Raw genomic sequence first — 15,913 nt, 5'->3', positions numbered from 1 at the left:
GCTCTCGTGTTCCTCCAGGTGGCCTGCGCTCTCTCGCGCCGGCTCACCCGGCAGGGGCGCTCGGGGAGCCGGAGGGCGCGGCCTGGCCGGCCCCGGGCAGCGCGGTGTCCGTCGGCGCCGGGCTCGCGCCGGCCGGGGCCGAGGCCGCCGGTGTGGGCGTCGCCTGGGCGGCCGGGGGCAGCGTGGCGTACTCCCGGCTGCGGGTGACGACGGGCGCGATGACCGGGATGTCGCCGGCCTTCTGGAACCGCAGCGTGAGCTGGACGGTCTCGCCGCCGCGCAGGGCCGTCTTCAGCCCCTCGATCGTGACGCCGGGGGTCTTGGCGAGCGTGCCGGGCTCCAGCGTGATGGGGCTCGGCACCTTCACCGAGGACGCCTTCTGCTCCTCCGGCACGATGCCGACGAGCTGGTCCGCGGCCCCCGTGCCGTTCAGGAGGGTGAGGTGGATCGGCGCCGACCCGCCGGCGGCGATCTGCTCGCCGGAGTCCGGCCCGAGGATGAACGCCTGCGGGATCTTGACGCCGTTCATGCCGTAGGTCTGGCCGGAACCGTCATCGGAGATGAGGACCCCGGCCTCGCCGGGGGCGTAAGGCACATTGGTGTTGGCGTCGAAACCGGCGCCACACGCGGCCAGCGCAGGGATGGCGGCGGCGAGGAGCGCGGCAACGGCGATCGCCCTGCGACGGCTGCTGCTGGTCACGGTTCGAGGTCTCCTTGGTACGCACGTGTATGGGCAGCAATCACCTTATCCGCGCCGGTCCCCGGTCCGGCGTCGGCTCCCGCCCGTGGCCCGTAGCACCGCAGGTCACCCCTTGTGTCGCACCGGCCCATTCACAGAGTGGATTGCTTGTCAAGCCCCAAAACGGGGCTTTGACCTGCAGTTATGTTTCTTTCACTGTTCCGGGAGGCGGGAACCGCGTGGTACTCTGGAGTACAGCGGAAGGGGTACTCGTCACATGACTTTCCAGGTCGGCGACACTGTCGTCTACCCCCACCATGGGGCTGCTCGGATCGAGGCCATCACGACCCGAACCATCAAGGGTGAGGAAAAGACCTACCTGGTGCTCAAGGTCGACAAGGGCGACCTGACCGTACAGGTACCAGCAGAGAATGCCGAGCTCGTCGGTGTGCGCGACGTCGTCGGCCAAGAAGGACTCGAGCGGGTCTTCGACGTGCTGCGCATGCCGCACACGGAGGAGCCCACCAACTGGTCCCGCCGCTACAAGGCCAACCTTGAGAAGCTGGCGTCGGGAGACGTCAACAAGGTGGCCGAGGTGGTGCGCGACCTGTGGCGGCGCGACAAGGAGCGCGGCCTGTCCGCGGGTGAGAAGCGCATGCTCGCCAAGGCGCGCCAGATCCTCGTCAGCGAGCTCGCGCTGGCCGAGAAGACCAACGAGGACAAGGCCGAGGCCCTGCTCGACGAGGTGCTCAACTCCTGAACACGACATTGCCAAGGGTGGGCGTCGGAGTCGACGTCCACCCTTTCGCATCTGGGAGAGATCTTCATCTCGCCGGGCTGCTCTGGCCGGGCGAGACCGGGCTGGCCGGCCACTCGGACGGTGACGCGGCGGCCCACGCGTGCTGCGACGCGCTGCTGTCGGCGGCCGGGCTCGGAGACGTCGGCGCGCTCTTCGGTACCGCCGACCCCCGCTGGGCCGGCGCCGCGGGCGTCACGCTCCTGGAGGAGGCGGCCCGTCAGGTGCGGGCGGCCGGCTTCGAGATCGGCAACCTGGCGGTTCAGATCATCGGGAACCGCCCGAAGGTGGCACCCCGCCGCGCGGAGGCGGAGAAGGCCCTCGGGGCCGCCGCGGGGGCGCCGGTGAGCGTCAGCGCCACCACGACCGACGGTCTCGGGCTCACGGGCCGGGGTGAAGGGATCGCGGCCATCGCGACCGCCCTGATCGTGCCGGCGTGAATGTCCCGTTCCAATCGGACATGCCAACCTGATTGAGGCCCGGCGCGTCTCACTAACACGTGGGCGGCGGCACGAACCAGGCGCGGAATCGAGCCGCCGCCCTCTTTTTTCTTTCGTGGGATGCATATTCCCGTCCCATGGGGTAGCCCACAGTTCGAGGATGAAAGGGTCACCCTCAACGGGAGGTCGATATGACAATCGAGTCCATTCTCGGCGCTATCATCATCGGCGCGATCGTCGGCGCCGTGGGCCGTCTGATCCTGCCCGGGCGGCAGCCGATCGGCTGGCTGCTGACGATCGTCGTCGGCATCGTCGCGGCCCTCATCGGTACCGCGATCGCGCAGGTCATGGGTGTCGCCACGACTGATGGCATCGACTGGATCGAACTGGTCATGCAGGTCGTACTGGCCATCGTCGGTGTCGGCATCGTCGCCGGCCTGAAGCGAGGGTCGCGAGTGTAAGGCACTCGCCTGGTAGGGCGGCTCCCGCCCCAATCAACGGTGCAGGCCCGTCCGGCTCCCCAGCCGGGCGGGCCTGCACCGCGTTCGGGCCCACCTCCACCGACCACCGGCAGCCGGGGAAACACACGGCCGACCGGCTCAGACGGTGTCGCACCGGCTGTCCGTCGCACCGGCTGTCCGCAGCGTCGTCTGTCCGGGCGAGACCGGTCGCCTGCCCTCCGGCCGGGACGGTGTCGACGACACCTTTTCAAGCCGGAGGGCGGGACCACACCTCGGTTGGGCGCATCCGCCTCGGTCGGGCACGTCGTCAGAACCCGGAGGTGTCGCACCTGCCGGTGCCGCCTGTCAGGCAGGCGGGCGAGGGGTGCTGCGCATCCGGCCCGACGGCGGTGCCATGGGCACGGACTCTTCGCCGTCCTCCGCGGCCTCCTGCCCGGTGTCGTGTGCGGTCTCCACGTCCTGTGCGGTCTCCTGCGAGGACCGCTCGCCGCCCTTGGCGACGTACGGGTCGTGCCGTCTCGCCTGCTCGTCCGGTTCGGCGCAGTCCGCCGCGTGAGCGGGGTCGGGGACGTCGCGGATGGTGCGGAGCGGCTGGGTGTCGATGCCCGCCTCGTCCTGCGGGTCTTCCCCCTGTGAGCCGTCCACGATGTCGTCCGTCCCGGGAGTCTCCTCGGCCGGCTTCGGCCGGGGATGCACGAGGACGTCACCGGTGTGGGGCCGGACGAGATCGCCCCAGCGCACCGGCCGGTTCCGCCGAGGCGGGGCCGCCTGTTCGGCCGGGCGGGGGCTCTCGGGGCTCGCGGGGGCGTCAGTGACGACGGCCGAGTCCGGGCTCCCCGAGTCCTCGGGGTCCACAGGGGCCACAGGGGCCTCGGGGCTCGCGGCGATCGAAGGGTCGGCGGTGCTCGCGGGGATCTCGGTGCTCGCGGGGATCTCGGCGGAGCCGGTGCCGGTCGGGCCGGGGTTCCCGATCGTGTCGTCGGCCGGGGGCTCCGGCGCGGGCGAAGCCGCCTCGGCGGGCTCCTCCACGGGAAGCTCCGTCACGGGGGGCGTCGGGGGCGCCGCCGTCGGGGGCACGACGGCCAGCGCCTCGGGGTCGTCCCGCGAGTCGTCGGTCTCGGACGCCGTTTCGGATCCCGCCTCGGAGACAGTGCCGGGGACCGCCTCGGCGGGCAGCCGTACGCCGTCCTCGTCGGTGTCAGGGGTGACGACGCCGGTCGCCTCGCCGTCGGCTGGAGCGGCGGCCGGCAGGGGCGGGGCGTACTCGGGTGGTGCGACCGTCTCGGAGACCGGGCTGACCGGCAGCGGGGGGACGTAGCCGAGGGGCGCCACGGCCTCGGGCACGGGATTCAGCGGAGCGGCGTGCTCCTCGGCGGGAGGCGGCGGGGGAGCGCGCCGTTCCTCGCGGACGACGGGATAGGGGGCGGTGGCGGCCGGCAGGGGGGCGCGCCGGCTCATGGGCTCGCCGTCGAACGGCAGGAGGCCCTCGTCGGAGTCGTCGTCCAGGTCCAGGTCGGCCCGGTTGGTCCGCACGTGCTTCAGCAGGAGCAGCAGCAGCCACAGGCCGGCGGTGAGCATCACCCAGGGCAGCAGCGCGACGACGAGCGCCGCGGCCTCGGGATCGAAGGAGACGCCCATGGCGGTCGAGGCGTTCGCGGCGGCGGCGGACGCGAGGAGGACCAGCAGGACGAAGCCCGCCTGCACCCGGACCAGGAGACGCGCGCCCCGCAGCAGGGGCACGCTGACCAGGGCGACGACCAGCAGGATGTCGAACGCGGCGGGATAGAGGTAGGCGAGGCGGGGCTCGGCGCGTCCGGAGACGGCCAGCGTCCGCAGATCCTCGAAGGAGAGCGCGCAGGCTGCTCCGGCGAGCATCGCGAGGGCGGCGCCCGCGAGGCCGACGGCAAGGCGGCGCAGCACCAGCGGGATACCGGAATAAGTGTTTCGGGACGGGCGGGAGGCCCTGCCTGCCGCGCCGGGGGGAGTGACGTCCATGGCGTTTCGAGCCTACAGAATCGGACCGGAGGGTTGATCGCACCGGGGTGACGGCCCGCTTCGTGTCGTGAGCGGCGTGTCGCGGCGGAGATCGTCCCGGCCTCGCCCGCGTGTCTCGCGGCGTGTGTCCGGGACAGACCAGGAGAGATTCGGCGGGGCCGCGAGATCAATACCGGTTTTGCTGCGGCTTAAATCGGGACTTATGTGACGTATGTTTCACTGCTCCGCCAGGCCGAGGCATTCACGGGCGCCCAAGTAGCCCTGTGCTGTGGCGTCAGGCGTTAGCCTAGCCTTCGTGAGCCTGCACCTCTACGACACCAGCACGCGTACGGTCCGTGAATTCGTACCGGTCGAGCCCGGCCGGGTCTCGATGTATCTGTGTGGTGCGACCGTTCAGGCTCCGCCGCACATCGGTCACATCAGGTCCGGCGTGAACTTCGACGTCCTGCGGCGATGGCTGCTGCGGCAGGGCTACGACGTGATCTTCTGCCGCAACGTGACCGACCTCGACGACAAGATCATCAGGGTGGCCGCCTCGGAGGGCGTGCCCTGGTTCGTCGTCTCCGAACGCAACCAGCGCGCCTTCACCTGGGCGTACGACCAGCTCGGCTGCCTGCCGCCGACCGTCGAGCCGCGTGCGATGGGCCACGTGCCCGAGATGGTCGAGCTGATGCGGCGCCTGATGGACAAGGGGCACGCGTACGCGTCGGGCGGCGACGTCTACTTCGACGTGGTCTCCTACGCCGACCGGTACGGCAAGCTCTCCAACCAGAAGCTGGAGAACATGCGGGCGGCGGGCGACACCGACACAGACTCGCTGAAGCACGACCCGCGCGACTTCGCGCTGTGGAAGGGCGCCAAGCCCGGCGAGCCGACGTGGCCGACGCCGTGGGGCCGGGGCCGCCCGGGGTGGCACCTGGAGTGCTCGGCCATGGCGACCAAGTATCTCGGCGGCACTTTCGACATCCACGGTGGCGGCGTCGACCTGATCTTCCCGCACCACGAGAACGAGATCGCCCAGTCGCAGGCGGCGGGCGACGGCTTCGCGCGCTACTGGCTGCACAACGGCATGCTCAAGCTCGGCGGCGAGAAGATGAGCAAGTCGCTCGGCAACTCGCTGCTGATCCCGGACATGCTGCGCAAGGTGCGCGCCGTGGAGCTCCGCTACTACCTGGTCGCGGCCCACTACCGCTCCGCCATCGACTACTCCGACGAGGCGCTCCAGGAGGCGGCGGCCGGTTACCGCCGGATCGAGGGGTTCGTGACCCGGGCGGCCGAGGTGATCCACGACGTGGACGCCGCCGCGCCGCTGCCGCAGGCCTTCGTGGACGCACTGGACGACGACCTGAACGTCTCCCAGGCGCTCGCCGTGGTCCACGAGGTCGTCCGCGAGGGCAACGTCGCCCTGGCCCAGGGCAACAAGGAGCAGGTCGCCCGGCTGCTCGCCGAGACGCAGAACATGCTCGACGTGATCGGCCTCGACCCGAGGTCGGAGCAGTGGCGTACGACCGGCGACTCCGGGCTGCGGGAGGTCGTGGACGCGCTCGTGGCGGTGGCGCTGGAGCAGCGGCAGGCGGCCCGTGCCCGCAAGGACTACGCGGCGGCCGACGCGATCCGCGACCAGCTCGCCGCCGCGGGCATCGTGGTCGAGGACACCCCGCAGGGCCCGCGGTGGGAATTGGCACGCTGAACGTGGCCCTACGCTAGAGACCATGGCGGGTAGGGCTTCAGGGAAGCCGTCGAAGAAGCAGGGGCCGACCAAGGGCACGGGCGGCAAGGTCAGGCGCTCTCTGGAAGGCAAGGGAGCGACGCCACCCGCGCACATGCGGCACTGGTACAAGGACAAGGCCCGCGCCGAGCGGATCGAGCGCGAGTCGCGGGGTGGTGGGAGTTCGGCCTCCCGTGCGCCGAGCCGTACGCGCCGGGAGGACGCCCCCGAGATCATCGGCGGCCGCAACCCCGTGGTCGAGGCGCTGCGTGCCGGCGTCCCCGCCAACGCCCTGTACGTGGCGCAGCGGGTCGACAGCGACGACCGGGTCCGCGAGGCCATCAAGATCGCGGCTGACCGTGGCATCGCGCTGCTCGAGGTCACGCGGGACAAGCTCGACCGGATGACCGAGAGCACGGTGCACCAGGGTGTCGGGCTGCAGATCCCGCCGTACGAGTACGCGCATCCCGAGCAGCTCGTGGAGCTGGCCAGGGACGCGGCGGAGGTGCCGCTGATCGTCGCCCTGGACGGCGTGACCGACCCCCGCAACCTCGGCGCCATCGCCCGCTCCGCGACCGCCTTCGGCGCGCACGGGCTGCTCGTCCCGTCACGCCGCTCCGCGGGCGTCAGCGCGGGCGCCTGGAAGACCTCGGCGGGGACCCTCGCCACCCTGCCCGTCGCCCGCGCCTCGAACCTCACCCAGACGCTCCAGACGTACCGGGAGGAGGGCCTTTTCGTGGTCGGCCTCGACGGCACCGCCACCGTGGACATCGCCGACGTCGAGCTGGCCTCCGAACCGCTCGTCGTGGTCGTCGGGTCGGAGGGCAAGGGCCTGTCGCGCCTGGTCAGGGAGTCGTGCGACCAGATCGCCCGCATCCCCATGAACGCCGCCGCCGAGTCGCTGAACGCGGGCGTGGCCGCCGGGATCGCCCTCTACGAGGTCGCCCGCCACCGCCGCCGGTGATTCCGTCGTGACGGTACGGCCCCCGGCCCACTAAACTCGTCTGGTAGCAGGCCGCCTTAGCTCAATCGGCAGAGCATCTGTCTTGTAAACAGAAGGTCTGGGGTTCGATTCCCCAAGGCGGCTCTCGTACGACAGGCCCCTGACCAGGTGCTTCCCGGTCAGGGGCCTTGTGCTTTGGCGGCTCACCCGATCTCTTCGGCGTCGCTGGGAGCCACTCTGGGAGCCACCCGCTTCCGTTGCCCCAGCAGAGCGCCGGAAATGGCCTCCGTCGCCGCCCGCCGGTCGCCCTCCATGAGATGCCCGTAGACGTCTTTGGTGATCGCGACACTGGCGTGCCCGAGGACTTCGGAGACCACGTGCAAACTGACACCCTGGAGGCGCCATCGTCTCCGTCGGTGACTACGCCGTAGGCAAGGGCGCCGAGGCCAAGAACCGCGTCCGCCTCCCGCTCAACTACCAGCTCGCCACCCGGGTACAGCGCGTCCGCATGTTCGGCTCAGTCGCCGTGGATCTCGCATGGGTGGCCGAGGGCAAGACCGATGCCTGCATCATGCTGTCCAACAACCCCTGGGACACCGCCGCAGGCGTCCTCATCGCCCGCGAAGCCGGAGCAATCATCACCGACATCGACGGCACCCCGCACACGATGAAGGCCCGAGCCACCATCGCCGCAGCCCCAAAGATCCTCGCCGATCTCGTCGAGCTGGTGGCAGGAGCGGAGAAGGACGCGGACCGCGCCGTTTAGCCTGCCGAATCATGCAGCGCCGCTGCGTTTAGCGGCATGGGCTGGGTGCAAGCTCTGGCCGGGCACGACCGCGCCTGCGGCTTCCATGGTTGTTCGTGGGTACAGTTCCGTTGCTCTGTTTAGCTCCCGGACGCTACCGGTTGGCCCGTGGCGGCGTCGGGGTCGGTCTGCACGATGCGGTTGATCGCGACGTGGGAGCGGCGGGCGTGAAGATCGGCCTTCTGCAGGAGATCAACCATCCGTCTCATACGCTGCCGAACCTCGGCCAAACGCGCCTCCGGATCGGGGTCGCCGGTCGCATCGCGCAGAACGTACCGCTTCCCCAGGGTCGCGCTCTCGGCTTCCACACGGATGGCCAGGGCGGCGGCGGTAAGGATCACCTCGCTCAGCACACCACCGATCTCATGCAGTTCGGCCAACTCCAGGGGGCGCAGCTCGGCTGCTGCCTGGACGAGCTCACCGAAGCGGGTCAGGGCTGGGTTGTCCATCGGCATGCCTTTCAGAGAAAGCGATCGAGCAGTGCCAAGATCCCCCAGTATCAAGCAGATGCCGGTCTTGACATCCAGCCTTCCTTAGACTCAGCGGCGTTGCTGAATTGTTCACATATAGATCAAGCGGCGGCGCGCCGCGCCGCCGTACAGCGGCCTGGCGCTTGCCCGCCGCCCGGGCATGCGGCCTGGGGGCCGGTCCCGAGCGGCAGCAGCGGCAGGCCGCCACGCCGACCGCCGCGCCCGCCGTACCGAGCGAACCCGCCGACTCCAGCGGCCCGCCGCCACACAATTACAGCCCTACGATCGCCTCATGTGGGCTGGCCACCGTTGGGGTCGGGGGCGATCGGCGAGTGTCGGTCTCCTCTCCATACTTCCGCCCGCATTCCCCGGTCGTAACCTGTCATCGGCCAGGAATATGATCCCGGTCTCGTAGACGGGCACCGTACGTGCCAAAGCGTTGCTCTTCGACGTGTCCCTTTGATGCCGGCGGAAGGATGCGACGGTGGCGCTGCCCGGAGATAGCCATGTTCACAGCGAATGGTCGTGGGACGCACCGGATGGCGCGATGGAGCGGACCTGCGCGCGCGCGGTGGATATGGGTCTCCCCGCGGTTGCGTTCACCGAGCATGTGGACTATGCGGCCTGGCTGTTCGTTGATGGCGAGCTCGATGGACATGATCATCTCAAGGCATTCGTCACGCAAGATGGAACAGTGGCTCCGCCAAAATTCAATCTCCACGGGTACCTGGAGTGCGTGGAGCGCTGCCGCGATCGGTTCCCGAGCCTTCGCATCCTGAGCGGCGTGGAACTGGGTGAGCCGCATTGGTACGGCGATGAGGTCGCGAGGCTGCTCGACGCCGGGCAGTTCGACCGGGTGCTTGGTTCGCTGCATTGCCTGCCTGTGGGGGAGCGGTTCTCTGAGCCCCCTTACCTGTACCGTCAGCAACCAGCTGCGGAGGTGCTTCGGGAATACCTGGCCGAGATAGTCCGCCTGATCAAGATCTCGCATGCGTTCGGCGTGCTCGCCCACATTGACTACCCGATCCGCACCTGGCCGACGCAGGCTAGCCCGTTCGATCCAGATTCGTTCCAGGAAGAGTTCCGCCATGCCCTACGAGTGCTCGCTGACAGCGGTCGAGCCTTGGAGGTCAACACGCGCGCACGGTTCCCTCCAGAGATCGTTCGCTGGTGGCGCGATGAAGGCGGAGAAGCGGTCACCTTCGGAAGCGATGCCCACAGCCCGGCTGCGCTTGCGCACGGCTTCGCCGACGCTGCTGCCATGGTCGAGGCCCAAGGCTTCCGACCTGGCCGGCACCCCCACGACTTCTGGACTCGTTTGGGCTGATCGATGCACGATGAAGCGCGGTGGTACAGTCCGTGCCCCCTGCGTGCCCGTCAGGGTGGCGAATCGAGGGGAGTCACGGTGACTCCCGAGCAACGTCTCACCTGATCTGAGCTGCTGCGGAGCATGTCAGCCAGTCATGCACCGAAATCTTCCAACCTGGTGAGCCTGGCCGGGTAAGTGTTTCCTCACAGAGAATGACCGTATGGAGGATGCTGAGATCGTCGTCGGCCGAGGCGGGAATTCGGATCACGTGTTGATCCGGGTCCTCGGTCGTATGCATCCCGACTGTACCGACTTTTGGGATGGCAACTGGCTGGCCTCGCCGATCCACGTCCGGGTCGGGGGGTTCACTGCCGAAGTGGATGCGGCGCTTCGCGCTGAGGAGTTGCACGATTTCCGAGTAGCCTTGGAGCGCGTCTACGCCGAAGGCAGGGGAAGCGCCACGCTCTCTTCCCTTGAGCATTGGATAGAACTTACGGTTGAGTGTCATCCCACAGGTTCCCTGTCGATCGCCGGGACTGTGGCCGACCATCCTGGAATGCGGAACACTCTTCGCTTTGAGATCGACGGCTTGGATCAGACAGACATCCCGGAACTCGTGGGTGCGCTCATTGCCGTGGAGAAGCGATTCCCCGTCCTGAGGCGCGAGTGATTTTGTCTGGGAGCCATCCCGTGTTCGGGAGAGGGCTTTAATAAGTCCGCTCGCATGGGTGACCTCCTGAGCTGATCGAAGGGCCGTCAGGGACAGCGCATGTCACTCGCAATGATCTGATCACTCGTTCGTCAGTGCCGCTCGCCAGTCGTTGAACCGCGACCGGAGCGGACGGACTTCGGGCTCGGTCAAGCCATAGGCGAGGAATTCGCTGTCCGGGTAGAGCTCCAGGGCGGAGAGCATTTGGGCGAAGACGGCACGGTCGAAGCCGAGATCGCGGGACGCGGTGAGGTCGAGCAGTTGTTCGCGGGTGAACCGGCCGGTGGACAGGAAGGCGTCGACGTCTATGAAGTCGCGGACCTCGGCTCGGCTGAAAAGGCCTCGACCTTCCCTCCCGCGACGTCGTCAAGGTGGACGACCGGGCCGATCTCCATGGTGACCGGTGGGTGCGAGCGAAGATCCGCGGCCAGCTCCACCTTGCTGGTCCGGCCCGTTGCGGGCTCGGAGACGCTGAGCCGTACGAACTGGGGGCTGTCGACGTCAACTTTGATCGCCAGGCCGTGTTCGACATAGGCGTCGCAGATCTTCGCGACTCCCTCGGAGAAGTCGTCGCGCACGCTGGAGGTGAACAGGTCGATGTCCTCGCTGGGCCGCTCGAGCACGCCGTGAGCCTGTACGGCGTAGCCGCCCGCCAGAGCGAACCCGTAATCGGCGGCCGCCGCCAGGGCGATGCCGGCCAGACGACGGTGGAAGCCGTCCATCAGACGGCTTGACGCTGCAGCTCGGGGAATCGATCGAGCCACAGAGCGCGGACGCGAGGGGGTAGGACCAATTCAGGCCAGAGCTTGCGCAGGAGCGAAGCGTTGAGGAAACGTCGCAGGTCGTCAGGAGTGACGCTTTCCCGGATCACCCGCATGTACAACAGTCGGGCATCGGCGATCTGGTCCAAGTGGTAGCGGCGCTCCGGCCCCAATCGAGATGACTGGGCAGCACAATGACGCCCTCTGTCGGCCCGGTGAGCTCTTCCAGAGTCGCGGGAACGACGTAAGGGCGGAGCGCCCCGTATCCCCTGGCTTCCATGCATCCAGAGTGACCGATTCGGCGCTGATCGTCAGGTCGATCTTCGCACCCTATCGAGGTCCGAGCCCCGTCTTCCCATCGATGAGCTCACGGACGATGTCGAGATGGCCGGCATGGCGTGCGGTCTCCTCGATCATGTGGAGGACGATCCGACGCAGGTCGGTGATCTCGTCGCCGAGTGGAGAGGGGTGACGTCCGCGCGGGGGCGTCGACAGTGGCATGGAGGCAAGGACCGCGTTGGACCGCTCGCACTGGTCGCGGTAGAACGCGAAGACCTTGGATGGCGGTCGCGGAGTGGTCAGTGGTACGTCGTCGTCGGGCCAGGGCAGCGGCTCGGCGGAGCCGCATGCGATCTCTTGGAACCAGTGCCGCTCGGCGTAGCCGAGATGCTCCACGAGACCCAGCGGCGTCCATTTCGAGGGCAGGAGAGGAGTTGTCAAGGCTTCGTCGTCCAATCCCTCGATGATGGCGAGAACGCTGGCGCGTTGCGCCTCCAGGAACATCAGCAGTGTGTCCCTCTCACTGTCATCCACCGGGTCCTCACCCTTTCTGATCACCGAATGAAGGGTCGGCGAGAAACGCCGCCCGGCATCGTCATCGGCAGGTGCCGAACGGTAGCAAGCGAGACCGACATCTTTCAGGCACTGGCGTTCGACCCGCGAAAACTGGCTCTGGCCGCGTCGGCCGGCAGTCCGGCCGCCCGCGGGTACCACGCCGGAGCCCTGACAGCCCGGTCAGCCGACCGTGACACGATTACCCGCCACGGTCTCGCCGGGTGCCGTGCCAGTATCACCGGTCTATTCGGGGCGCGGAATTGTCGTTCGGCGTGGCTAGGGTCTGCTCGTCCTTGTCGTCATCGACAGATGGGAAGACTGTGGGATTACCCAGTAGGGCCGGGCGTCGGATCGGAGGGCTGGCGGGAATCGCGGTTCTGTCGGCCGGTGTTTTCGTTCCCGCCGCACAAGCCGCACCCCAGCGAGCATTTTCGGGTACGGCCTCCGCCCAATTCGCATCGGCCGACAATCCGGTGCGGAAACTCACCCTCTCATTCGAGCGGACCACTGCGACCAAGTGCCCGGTGACCTTCAAGGTCTACGGGACCTTCGAAGGACTCCCTCCGGGACTGCAACTGATCCAATACCGCATCGTCGGCACCGAGCAATGGAAGAGCCTGAAATCCCCGTTCAAGCACAACGGCAGCTTCACCGCCCTGCTCGCGACGCTCGACTGGGAATGGGACTACGAGACCGAGACGTCGGGTCAGACGTCAGTCCAGATCGAGCTCAGGCAGCCCGACGGTCTCGTGTCCAACAAGCTCTACTACTTCGAGTGCGGCATGGCCGGCGCGGACGAGACCTTCGGCGAGACCTCCGAGCCCATCGTTCGGACGCCCAGCGGCGGCCCGCTGGCCGAACTGGTCGCCGATGCCAACCTCGACGCGGTCCAGGCCCGGTCGGGCGCGGAGGCCGCCCTGGTCAGCAGGTACGGATTCCATATGGACCTCGACGCGGGCCCGGTCACCTACGAGGAGGTGTTCGCGACGCTTCCGGCCGGGTTCGCGGTGGATGTGTGGGAGATCACCGGTGCCGCCCTGAAGTCCGTCCTCGCCTACCCGAACGCGCAGGGCTGGGTGCTGACGCCGTCGTCCTCGCTCCGCTACACGTTGGAGGGCGGCGCCGTCACCGAGATGACCTTGAACGGCGTTCCGGTGACCGACGACCAGGTCATCAGAATCGCGGCCAACTACATCCTGGTGGGCGGCTACGAAGGTTTCCCCCGATGGCCCGGAGTCACCAACGTCTATCGCGGTGGCCCGGACGACAGAGGGGCCCTGGCCACCTATCTGGTGAAGAACTCGCCGGTCAGCGCACCGGCCGGCGACCGGGTCACCGTTCGATGAGCATCACGTGAACGAGCTGATCGCCGGGTGGAATTCGTTCCGCCCGGCGATCAGTGGACCTGAGCCGGTCGCGGCCGTGGAGGAGCTTTACGGGACGCTCCAGAGGAACCAGAAGTTGTATTGGTAATCGCAGTGGTACCAGCTCCACATGTGGTTCTGGACGCCGTAGTCCCCGTACCGGTAGCAGTCGGAGGAGTAGTAGTAGACGTTGCGAAGCGTATCGGCGTGCGCGGGGGCGGCGTTGGCGACGACCACCAGCCCACTGACCAAAGCACCGGCGACGGCCAAAGATCTGAGTTTCCGCACTTACCCTCCTTGGAGTGGATGTCGTGCCGGACTTCCACTGGAAGCATTGCAGTGCGGGGGATATCCGTACAGTTCATGTTCTCCGCCGTAGTTTCCCTGCGAGGCGACCTGCGGCGATACCGAACATGCGCTGAAACTTTCTCTGCGAATCCTCCGCGCTGACACCGGTTCCGTGAGTGGCTTTATGCAGTCATCTCCGGTCTTGGCCGGCACGGGTTAGGGTGGCCGGGTGGGGACCTATACGGATCTGCCGGCGGAGCTGGTGACCGAGCGGCTGCGGTTGCGGCGGTGGGTGCCGTCGGATGCCGAGGAGTACCGCGGGTTGTGGCTTGAGCGGGGTCCACGAGCGGTACGGCGGATCGACGCCGAGGGACGCCCGACGGTCGAGGACATGCGCGACCGGCTTCTTCACAATCCGCTGATGGCGGAACCGGGGCTCGGGTTGCTGCCGATCGAGTTGCGAGACAGCGGTGAGTTCATCGGGTACTGCGGACTGACTGTCGGCCAGGCATCTTTCGACGAACCTGAGATCGCGTACGAGCTGGCGCAACGAGCTCACAGCCGTGGTTACGCGACAGAGGCCGCCCGTGCGGTCGTCGAAGCCGCGACGCGAACAGGACGTCGACGTCTCTGGGCGACCGTGCGGGAGTGGAACGCACCCTCGTTCCGGGTCCTCGAGAAGCTCGATTTCTACCGAAGCGACCGCATCACCGAGGACGCCGAACGCGGCGACACGATCTGGATGACGCGCGTGCTCGATCCACGGTGAAGACCGAGCACAAGCCGTACCCGAGCGACTTATCCGGCGAATGGTGGGTCATTGACAGCAACGGTCACGTCAAGGCCGGCTCTATTAGTACGGCGTGACTGGAGCCGGTGATTACGAACACTCGTTCACCTTCGGCACTGAGATGGGAGACCAGGCGGACCAGATACCTGTCACGTTGATCGTTGGAATCTTCGGTCAGTTGCTCGAGATAGCCGGGGAGATCGGTCTCGTCGGACACGTCCCGCCAGTCTTTGCCGCCGGCGAAATCGCGCTGCCAGATGCGGTCGATGTCGGCGATGCTATTGATCTCTCCGCGTATCGCTGGATGATCCGCCCGGCCGAGGAACTCCTCCACGAAGGCCTCCGGCGACTCAGGTTTGCCAAACCGCAGGTTACTGAAGTAGGGCCGCAACACCATGAAGAGCGCTACCCGGTCCTTCGCGTGCACGCGGGCGAGATCGGTGATGTGCTCGTCAAGCGGCTGCTCCCACGTGTACGCCTGCACATCGTCCTTCTTCGCCAGCGCGTACACGTGACCTGACTCGCCATAGTGCTCCACCGGATCCATGAAGCCCGGCGCGAGGAATCCCAACCTGCCTTCGACCAGGGCAACGGTGGGGCGCAGCTCCCGCCACATCTCGTCGATCTGCCGGAGCTGCAGATCGACGGATGCGGGTTTGTGTTCAGCCCCGAAGACGACCACGTTGCCATGGCGGTAGGTGTAGGGACGGCGGTGCTCTTCGGAGTACTGCGACCGTGGAATGATGCGCGTTTCCGTGGGGGAGGCCGCCAGCGGCCGCGGGTAATAGGCCGGCGAGCGCCAGAAGTAGGTGAACGTCAGCAGCGCGAGCATTGAGGCCGCCACCAGCAAGGACGCGGCCGTCCACAGCAGAACTCTTCGCACGTCAGCTCACGCTGCGGAGCAGTTCGTGGATCCCGCCCGTGTCCGCTTTCACCGCGGCCAACTCTGAGCGCAGCGCGGCTATCTCATCCGCCTGCGCCTGCTGGGCGGCGACGGACTTCACCGCCAGATCACGCAACGCGTTGTCGCGGTCGACTGCGGCCCGGGCCTCCCACGCGCGGCGCCACTGCCTGGTTACGTAAACCGCCAGCAGGGCTACCACGGCGAGTGTGATCAAAAATGCGAAGGTGCCCTGCCAAGCCACCAGATCGATGCTCTCGTCCACCGATTGAGTCACTTCTCCTCCATTGTTCGTACCGCGTCCTGGATCGCTTCCGGGGTGAGCTGGTAGGCGAACGGCGCGACATCGAAGAACCGCATCGCCTTGCCGTCGGCGGACAGCTCCATCCGGCCGATGACAAGCCCCACTTCTTCCAGTCGGCGTAGGTGCATGTGCACCAACGGCCGGCTCAGCTGAAGTTCACGAGCCAACTGACTGACGTAGTTGCTGCCACTGGCCAGCGCTGCGATCAACCGCAGCCGCTGCGGGCTCGCCAGCGCTGCCAGCACCGCAACAAGATCGGAGCTCATGATGCTCCCTTCTGGCTTGTGCTGACACGTGTCAGCATTAGCTTACACATGTCAGTCCTTTGTGGCGTTACGGTCGGTCGTGCGGCACCT

20 protein-coding genes and 1 tRNA gene are annotated in these 15,913 nt (G+C 67.5%); 11 read left to right on the top strand and 10 right to left on the bottom strand.

Annotated elements, in window-relative coordinates; all coding sequences use genetic code 11:
* Positions 1–43: 43 nt before the first annotated feature.
* Complete coding sequence (locus FED44_RS10815) at positions 44–700, bottom strand: copper chaperone PCu(A)C domain-containing protein (protein WP_187405996.1); 657 nt, start codon at positions 698–700, stop codon at positions 44–46.
* A gap of 256 nt (positions 701–956) precedes the next feature.
* Here FED44_RS10815 and FED44_RS10810 point away from each other — a divergent pair, with 256 nt between their 5' ends.
* From FED44_RS10810 to FED44_RS10800, 3 genes are all read left to right on the top strand, one after another.
* A complete protein-coding gene (locus FED44_RS10810; RefSeq protein ID WP_030510364.1) occupies positions 957–1,439 on the top strand; it encodes a CarD family transcriptional regulator in 483 nt (160 codons plus the stop codon).
* 17 nt (positions 1,440–1,456) lie between these two features.
* Positions 1,457–1,915 (top strand): 2-C-methyl-D-erythritol 2,4-cyclodiphosphate synthase, encoded by a 459-nt coding sequence (gene ispF / locus FED44_RS10805; RefSeq protein WP_138460542.1) that lies wholly within the window; start codon positions 1,457–1,459, stop codon positions 1,913–1,915.
* Positions 1,916–2,106: 191 nt separating this feature from the next.
* On the top strand, positions 2,107–2,376 hold the full coding sequence (locus tag FED44_RS10800; RefSeq protein WP_138460541.1) for a GlsB/YeaQ/YmgE family stress response membrane protein: 270 nt from the start codon (positions 2,107–2,109) through the stop codon (positions 2,374–2,376).
* Positions 2,377–2,721: 345 nt separating this feature from the next.
* On the opposite strand, the gene FED44_RS10795 is transcribed toward FED44_RS10800, so the two are convergent.
* Positions 2,722–4,371 carry a DUF2637 domain-containing protein gene (locus tag FED44_RS10795; RefSeq protein WP_138460540.1) on the bottom strand — a complete coding sequence of 550 codons (1,650 nt, stop codon included), beginning with the start codon at positions 4,369–4,371 and terminating at the stop codon, positions 2,722–2,724.
* 295 nt (positions 4,372–4,666) lie between these two features.
* Here FED44_RS10795 and cysS point away from each other — a divergent pair, with 295 nt between their 5' ends.
* The 3 genes from cysS (at position 4,667) to FED44_RS10780 (ending at position 7,166) form a co-directional block, all read left to right on the top strand.
* Positions 4,667–6,061 (top strand): cysteine--tRNA ligase, encoded by a 1,395-nt coding sequence (cysS, locus tag FED44_RS10790; RefSeq protein WP_117410353.1) that lies wholly within the window; start codon positions 4,667–4,669, stop codon positions 6,059–6,061.
* Between the two features lie 22 nt (positions 6,062–6,083).
* On the top strand, positions 6,084–7,043 hold the full coding sequence (gene rlmB, locus FED44_RS10785; RefSeq protein ID WP_138460539.1) for a 23S rRNA (guanosine(2251)-2'-O)-methyltransferase RlmB: 960 nt from the start codon (positions 6,084–6,086) through the stop codon (positions 7,041–7,043).
* Positions 7,044–7,093: 50 nt separating this feature from the next.
* A tRNA-Thr gene (locus FED44_RS10780) sits at positions 7,094–7,166 on the top strand.
* A 59-nt stretch (positions 7,167–7,225) separates the two neighbouring features.
* Here FED44_RS10780 and FED44_RS35740 read toward each other — a convergent pair.
* Positions 7,226–7,399, bottom strand: coding sequence for a hypothetical protein (locus tag FED44_RS35740; RefSeq protein WP_167521445.1), 174 nt, complete (start codon positions 7,397–7,399; stop codon positions 7,226–7,228).
* A 26-nt stretch (positions 7,400–7,425) separates the two neighbouring features.
* Between FED44_RS35740 and FED44_RS10775 the strand changes: the two genes are divergently transcribed.
* The gene (locus FED44_RS10775; protein ID WP_138460538.1) at positions 7,426–7,788 is read left to right on the top strand and encodes an inositol monophosphatase family protein; all 363 of its coding nucleotides are present in this window, start codon (positions 7,426–7,428) and stop codon (positions 7,786–7,788) included.
* Between the two features lie 119 nt (positions 7,789–7,907).
* On the opposite strand, the gene FED44_RS10770 is transcribed toward FED44_RS10775, so the two are convergent.
* Positions 7,908–8,282 carry a hypothetical protein gene (locus tag FED44_RS10770; RefSeq protein WP_138460537.1) on the bottom strand — a complete coding sequence of 125 codons (375 nt, stop codon included), beginning with the start codon at positions 8,280–8,282 and terminating at the stop codon, positions 7,908–7,910.
* A gap of 499 nt (positions 8,283–8,781) precedes the next feature.
* Here FED44_RS10770 and FED44_RS10765 point away from each other — a divergent pair, with 499 nt between their 5' ends.
* Positions 8,782–9,624 (top strand): PHP domain-containing protein, encoded by an 843-nt coding sequence (locus FED44_RS10765; RefSeq protein WP_138460536.1) that lies wholly within the window; start codon positions 8,782–8,784, stop codon positions 9,622–9,624.
* Between the two features lie 202 nt (positions 9,625–9,826).
* The gene (locus tag FED44_RS10760; RefSeq protein WP_138460535.1) at positions 9,827–10,276 is read left to right on the top strand and encodes a WapI family immunity protein; all 450 of its coding nucleotides are present in this window, start codon (positions 9,827–9,829) and stop codon (positions 10,274–10,276) included.
* 344 nt (positions 10,277–10,620) lie between these two features.
* Here the strand turns inward: FED44_RS10760 and FED44_RS10755 are convergent, their stop codons facing one another.
* Both FED44_RS10755 and FED44_RS10745 read right to left on the bottom strand, forming a co-directional pair.
* Positions 10,621–11,037, bottom strand: coding sequence for a nucleotidyl transferase AbiEii/AbiGii toxin family protein (locus FED44_RS10755; protein WP_208758907.1), 417 nt, complete (start codon positions 11,035–11,037; stop codon positions 10,621–10,623).
* Between the two features lie 369 nt (positions 11,038–11,406).
* A complete protein-coding gene (locus tag FED44_RS10745) occupies positions 11,407–12,069 on the bottom strand; it encodes a DinB family protein (protein ID WP_208758906.1) in 663 nt (220 codons plus the stop codon).
* 365 nt (positions 12,070–12,434) lie between these two features.
* Between FED44_RS10745 and FED44_RS10740 the strand changes: the two genes are divergently transcribed.
* Positions 12,435–13,256: a 5'-nucleotidase C-terminal domain-containing protein gene (locus FED44_RS10740; RefSeq protein WP_154956601.1), complete on the top strand. Its 822-nt coding sequence runs from the start codon at positions 12,435–12,437 to the stop codon at positions 13,254–13,256.
* An 87-nt stretch (positions 13,257–13,343) separates the two neighbouring features.
* On the opposite strand, the gene FED44_RS10735 is transcribed toward FED44_RS10740, so the two are convergent.
* Positions 13,344–13,562 carry a hypothetical protein gene (locus FED44_RS10735; RefSeq protein ID WP_133306196.1) on the bottom strand — a complete coding sequence of 73 codons (219 nt, stop codon included), beginning with the start codon at positions 13,560–13,562 and terminating at the stop codon, positions 13,344–13,346.
* 229 nt (positions 13,563–13,791) lie between these two features.
* Between FED44_RS10735 and FED44_RS10730 the strand changes: the two genes are divergently transcribed.
* A complete protein-coding gene (locus FED44_RS10730) occupies positions 13,792–14,331 on the top strand; it encodes a GNAT family N-acetyltransferase (protein WP_138460533.1) in 540 nt (179 codons plus the stop codon).
* Positions 14,332–14,395: 64 nt separating this feature from the next.
* Here the strand turns inward: FED44_RS10730 and FED44_RS10725 are convergent, their stop codons facing one another.
* From FED44_RS10725 to FED44_RS10715, 3 genes are read right to left on the bottom strand one after another with little or no spacing between them, the layout of a single operon-like run.
* Positions 14,396–15,235: a hypothetical protein gene (locus FED44_RS10725; RefSeq protein WP_138460532.1), complete on the bottom strand. Its 840-nt coding sequence runs from the start codon at positions 15,233–15,235 to the stop codon at positions 14,396–14,398.
* 1 nt (position 15,236) lies between these two features.
* The gene (locus FED44_RS10720; protein ID WP_133305956.1) at positions 15,237–15,518 is read right to left on the bottom strand and encodes a hypothetical protein; all 282 of its coding nucleotides are present in this window, start codon (positions 15,516–15,518) and stop codon (positions 15,237–15,239) included.
* A gap of 8 nt (positions 15,519–15,526) precedes the next feature.
* A complete protein-coding gene (locus FED44_RS10715) occupies positions 15,527–15,823 on the bottom strand; it encodes an ArsR/SmtB family transcription factor (protein WP_111699968.1) in 297 nt (98 codons plus the stop codon).
* Positions 15,824–15,913: the final 90 nt, after the last annotated feature.

The sequence above is a fragment of the Microbispora triticiradicis genome (assembly GCF_005864065.1).
GTDB lineage: Bacteria > Actinomycetota > Actinomycetes > Streptosporangiales > Streptosporangiaceae > Microbispora > Microbispora triticiradicis.
The sequence above is the reverse complement of the archived record's forward strand: the minus strand, read 5'-3'. Positions and strand labels throughout refer to the sequence as shown.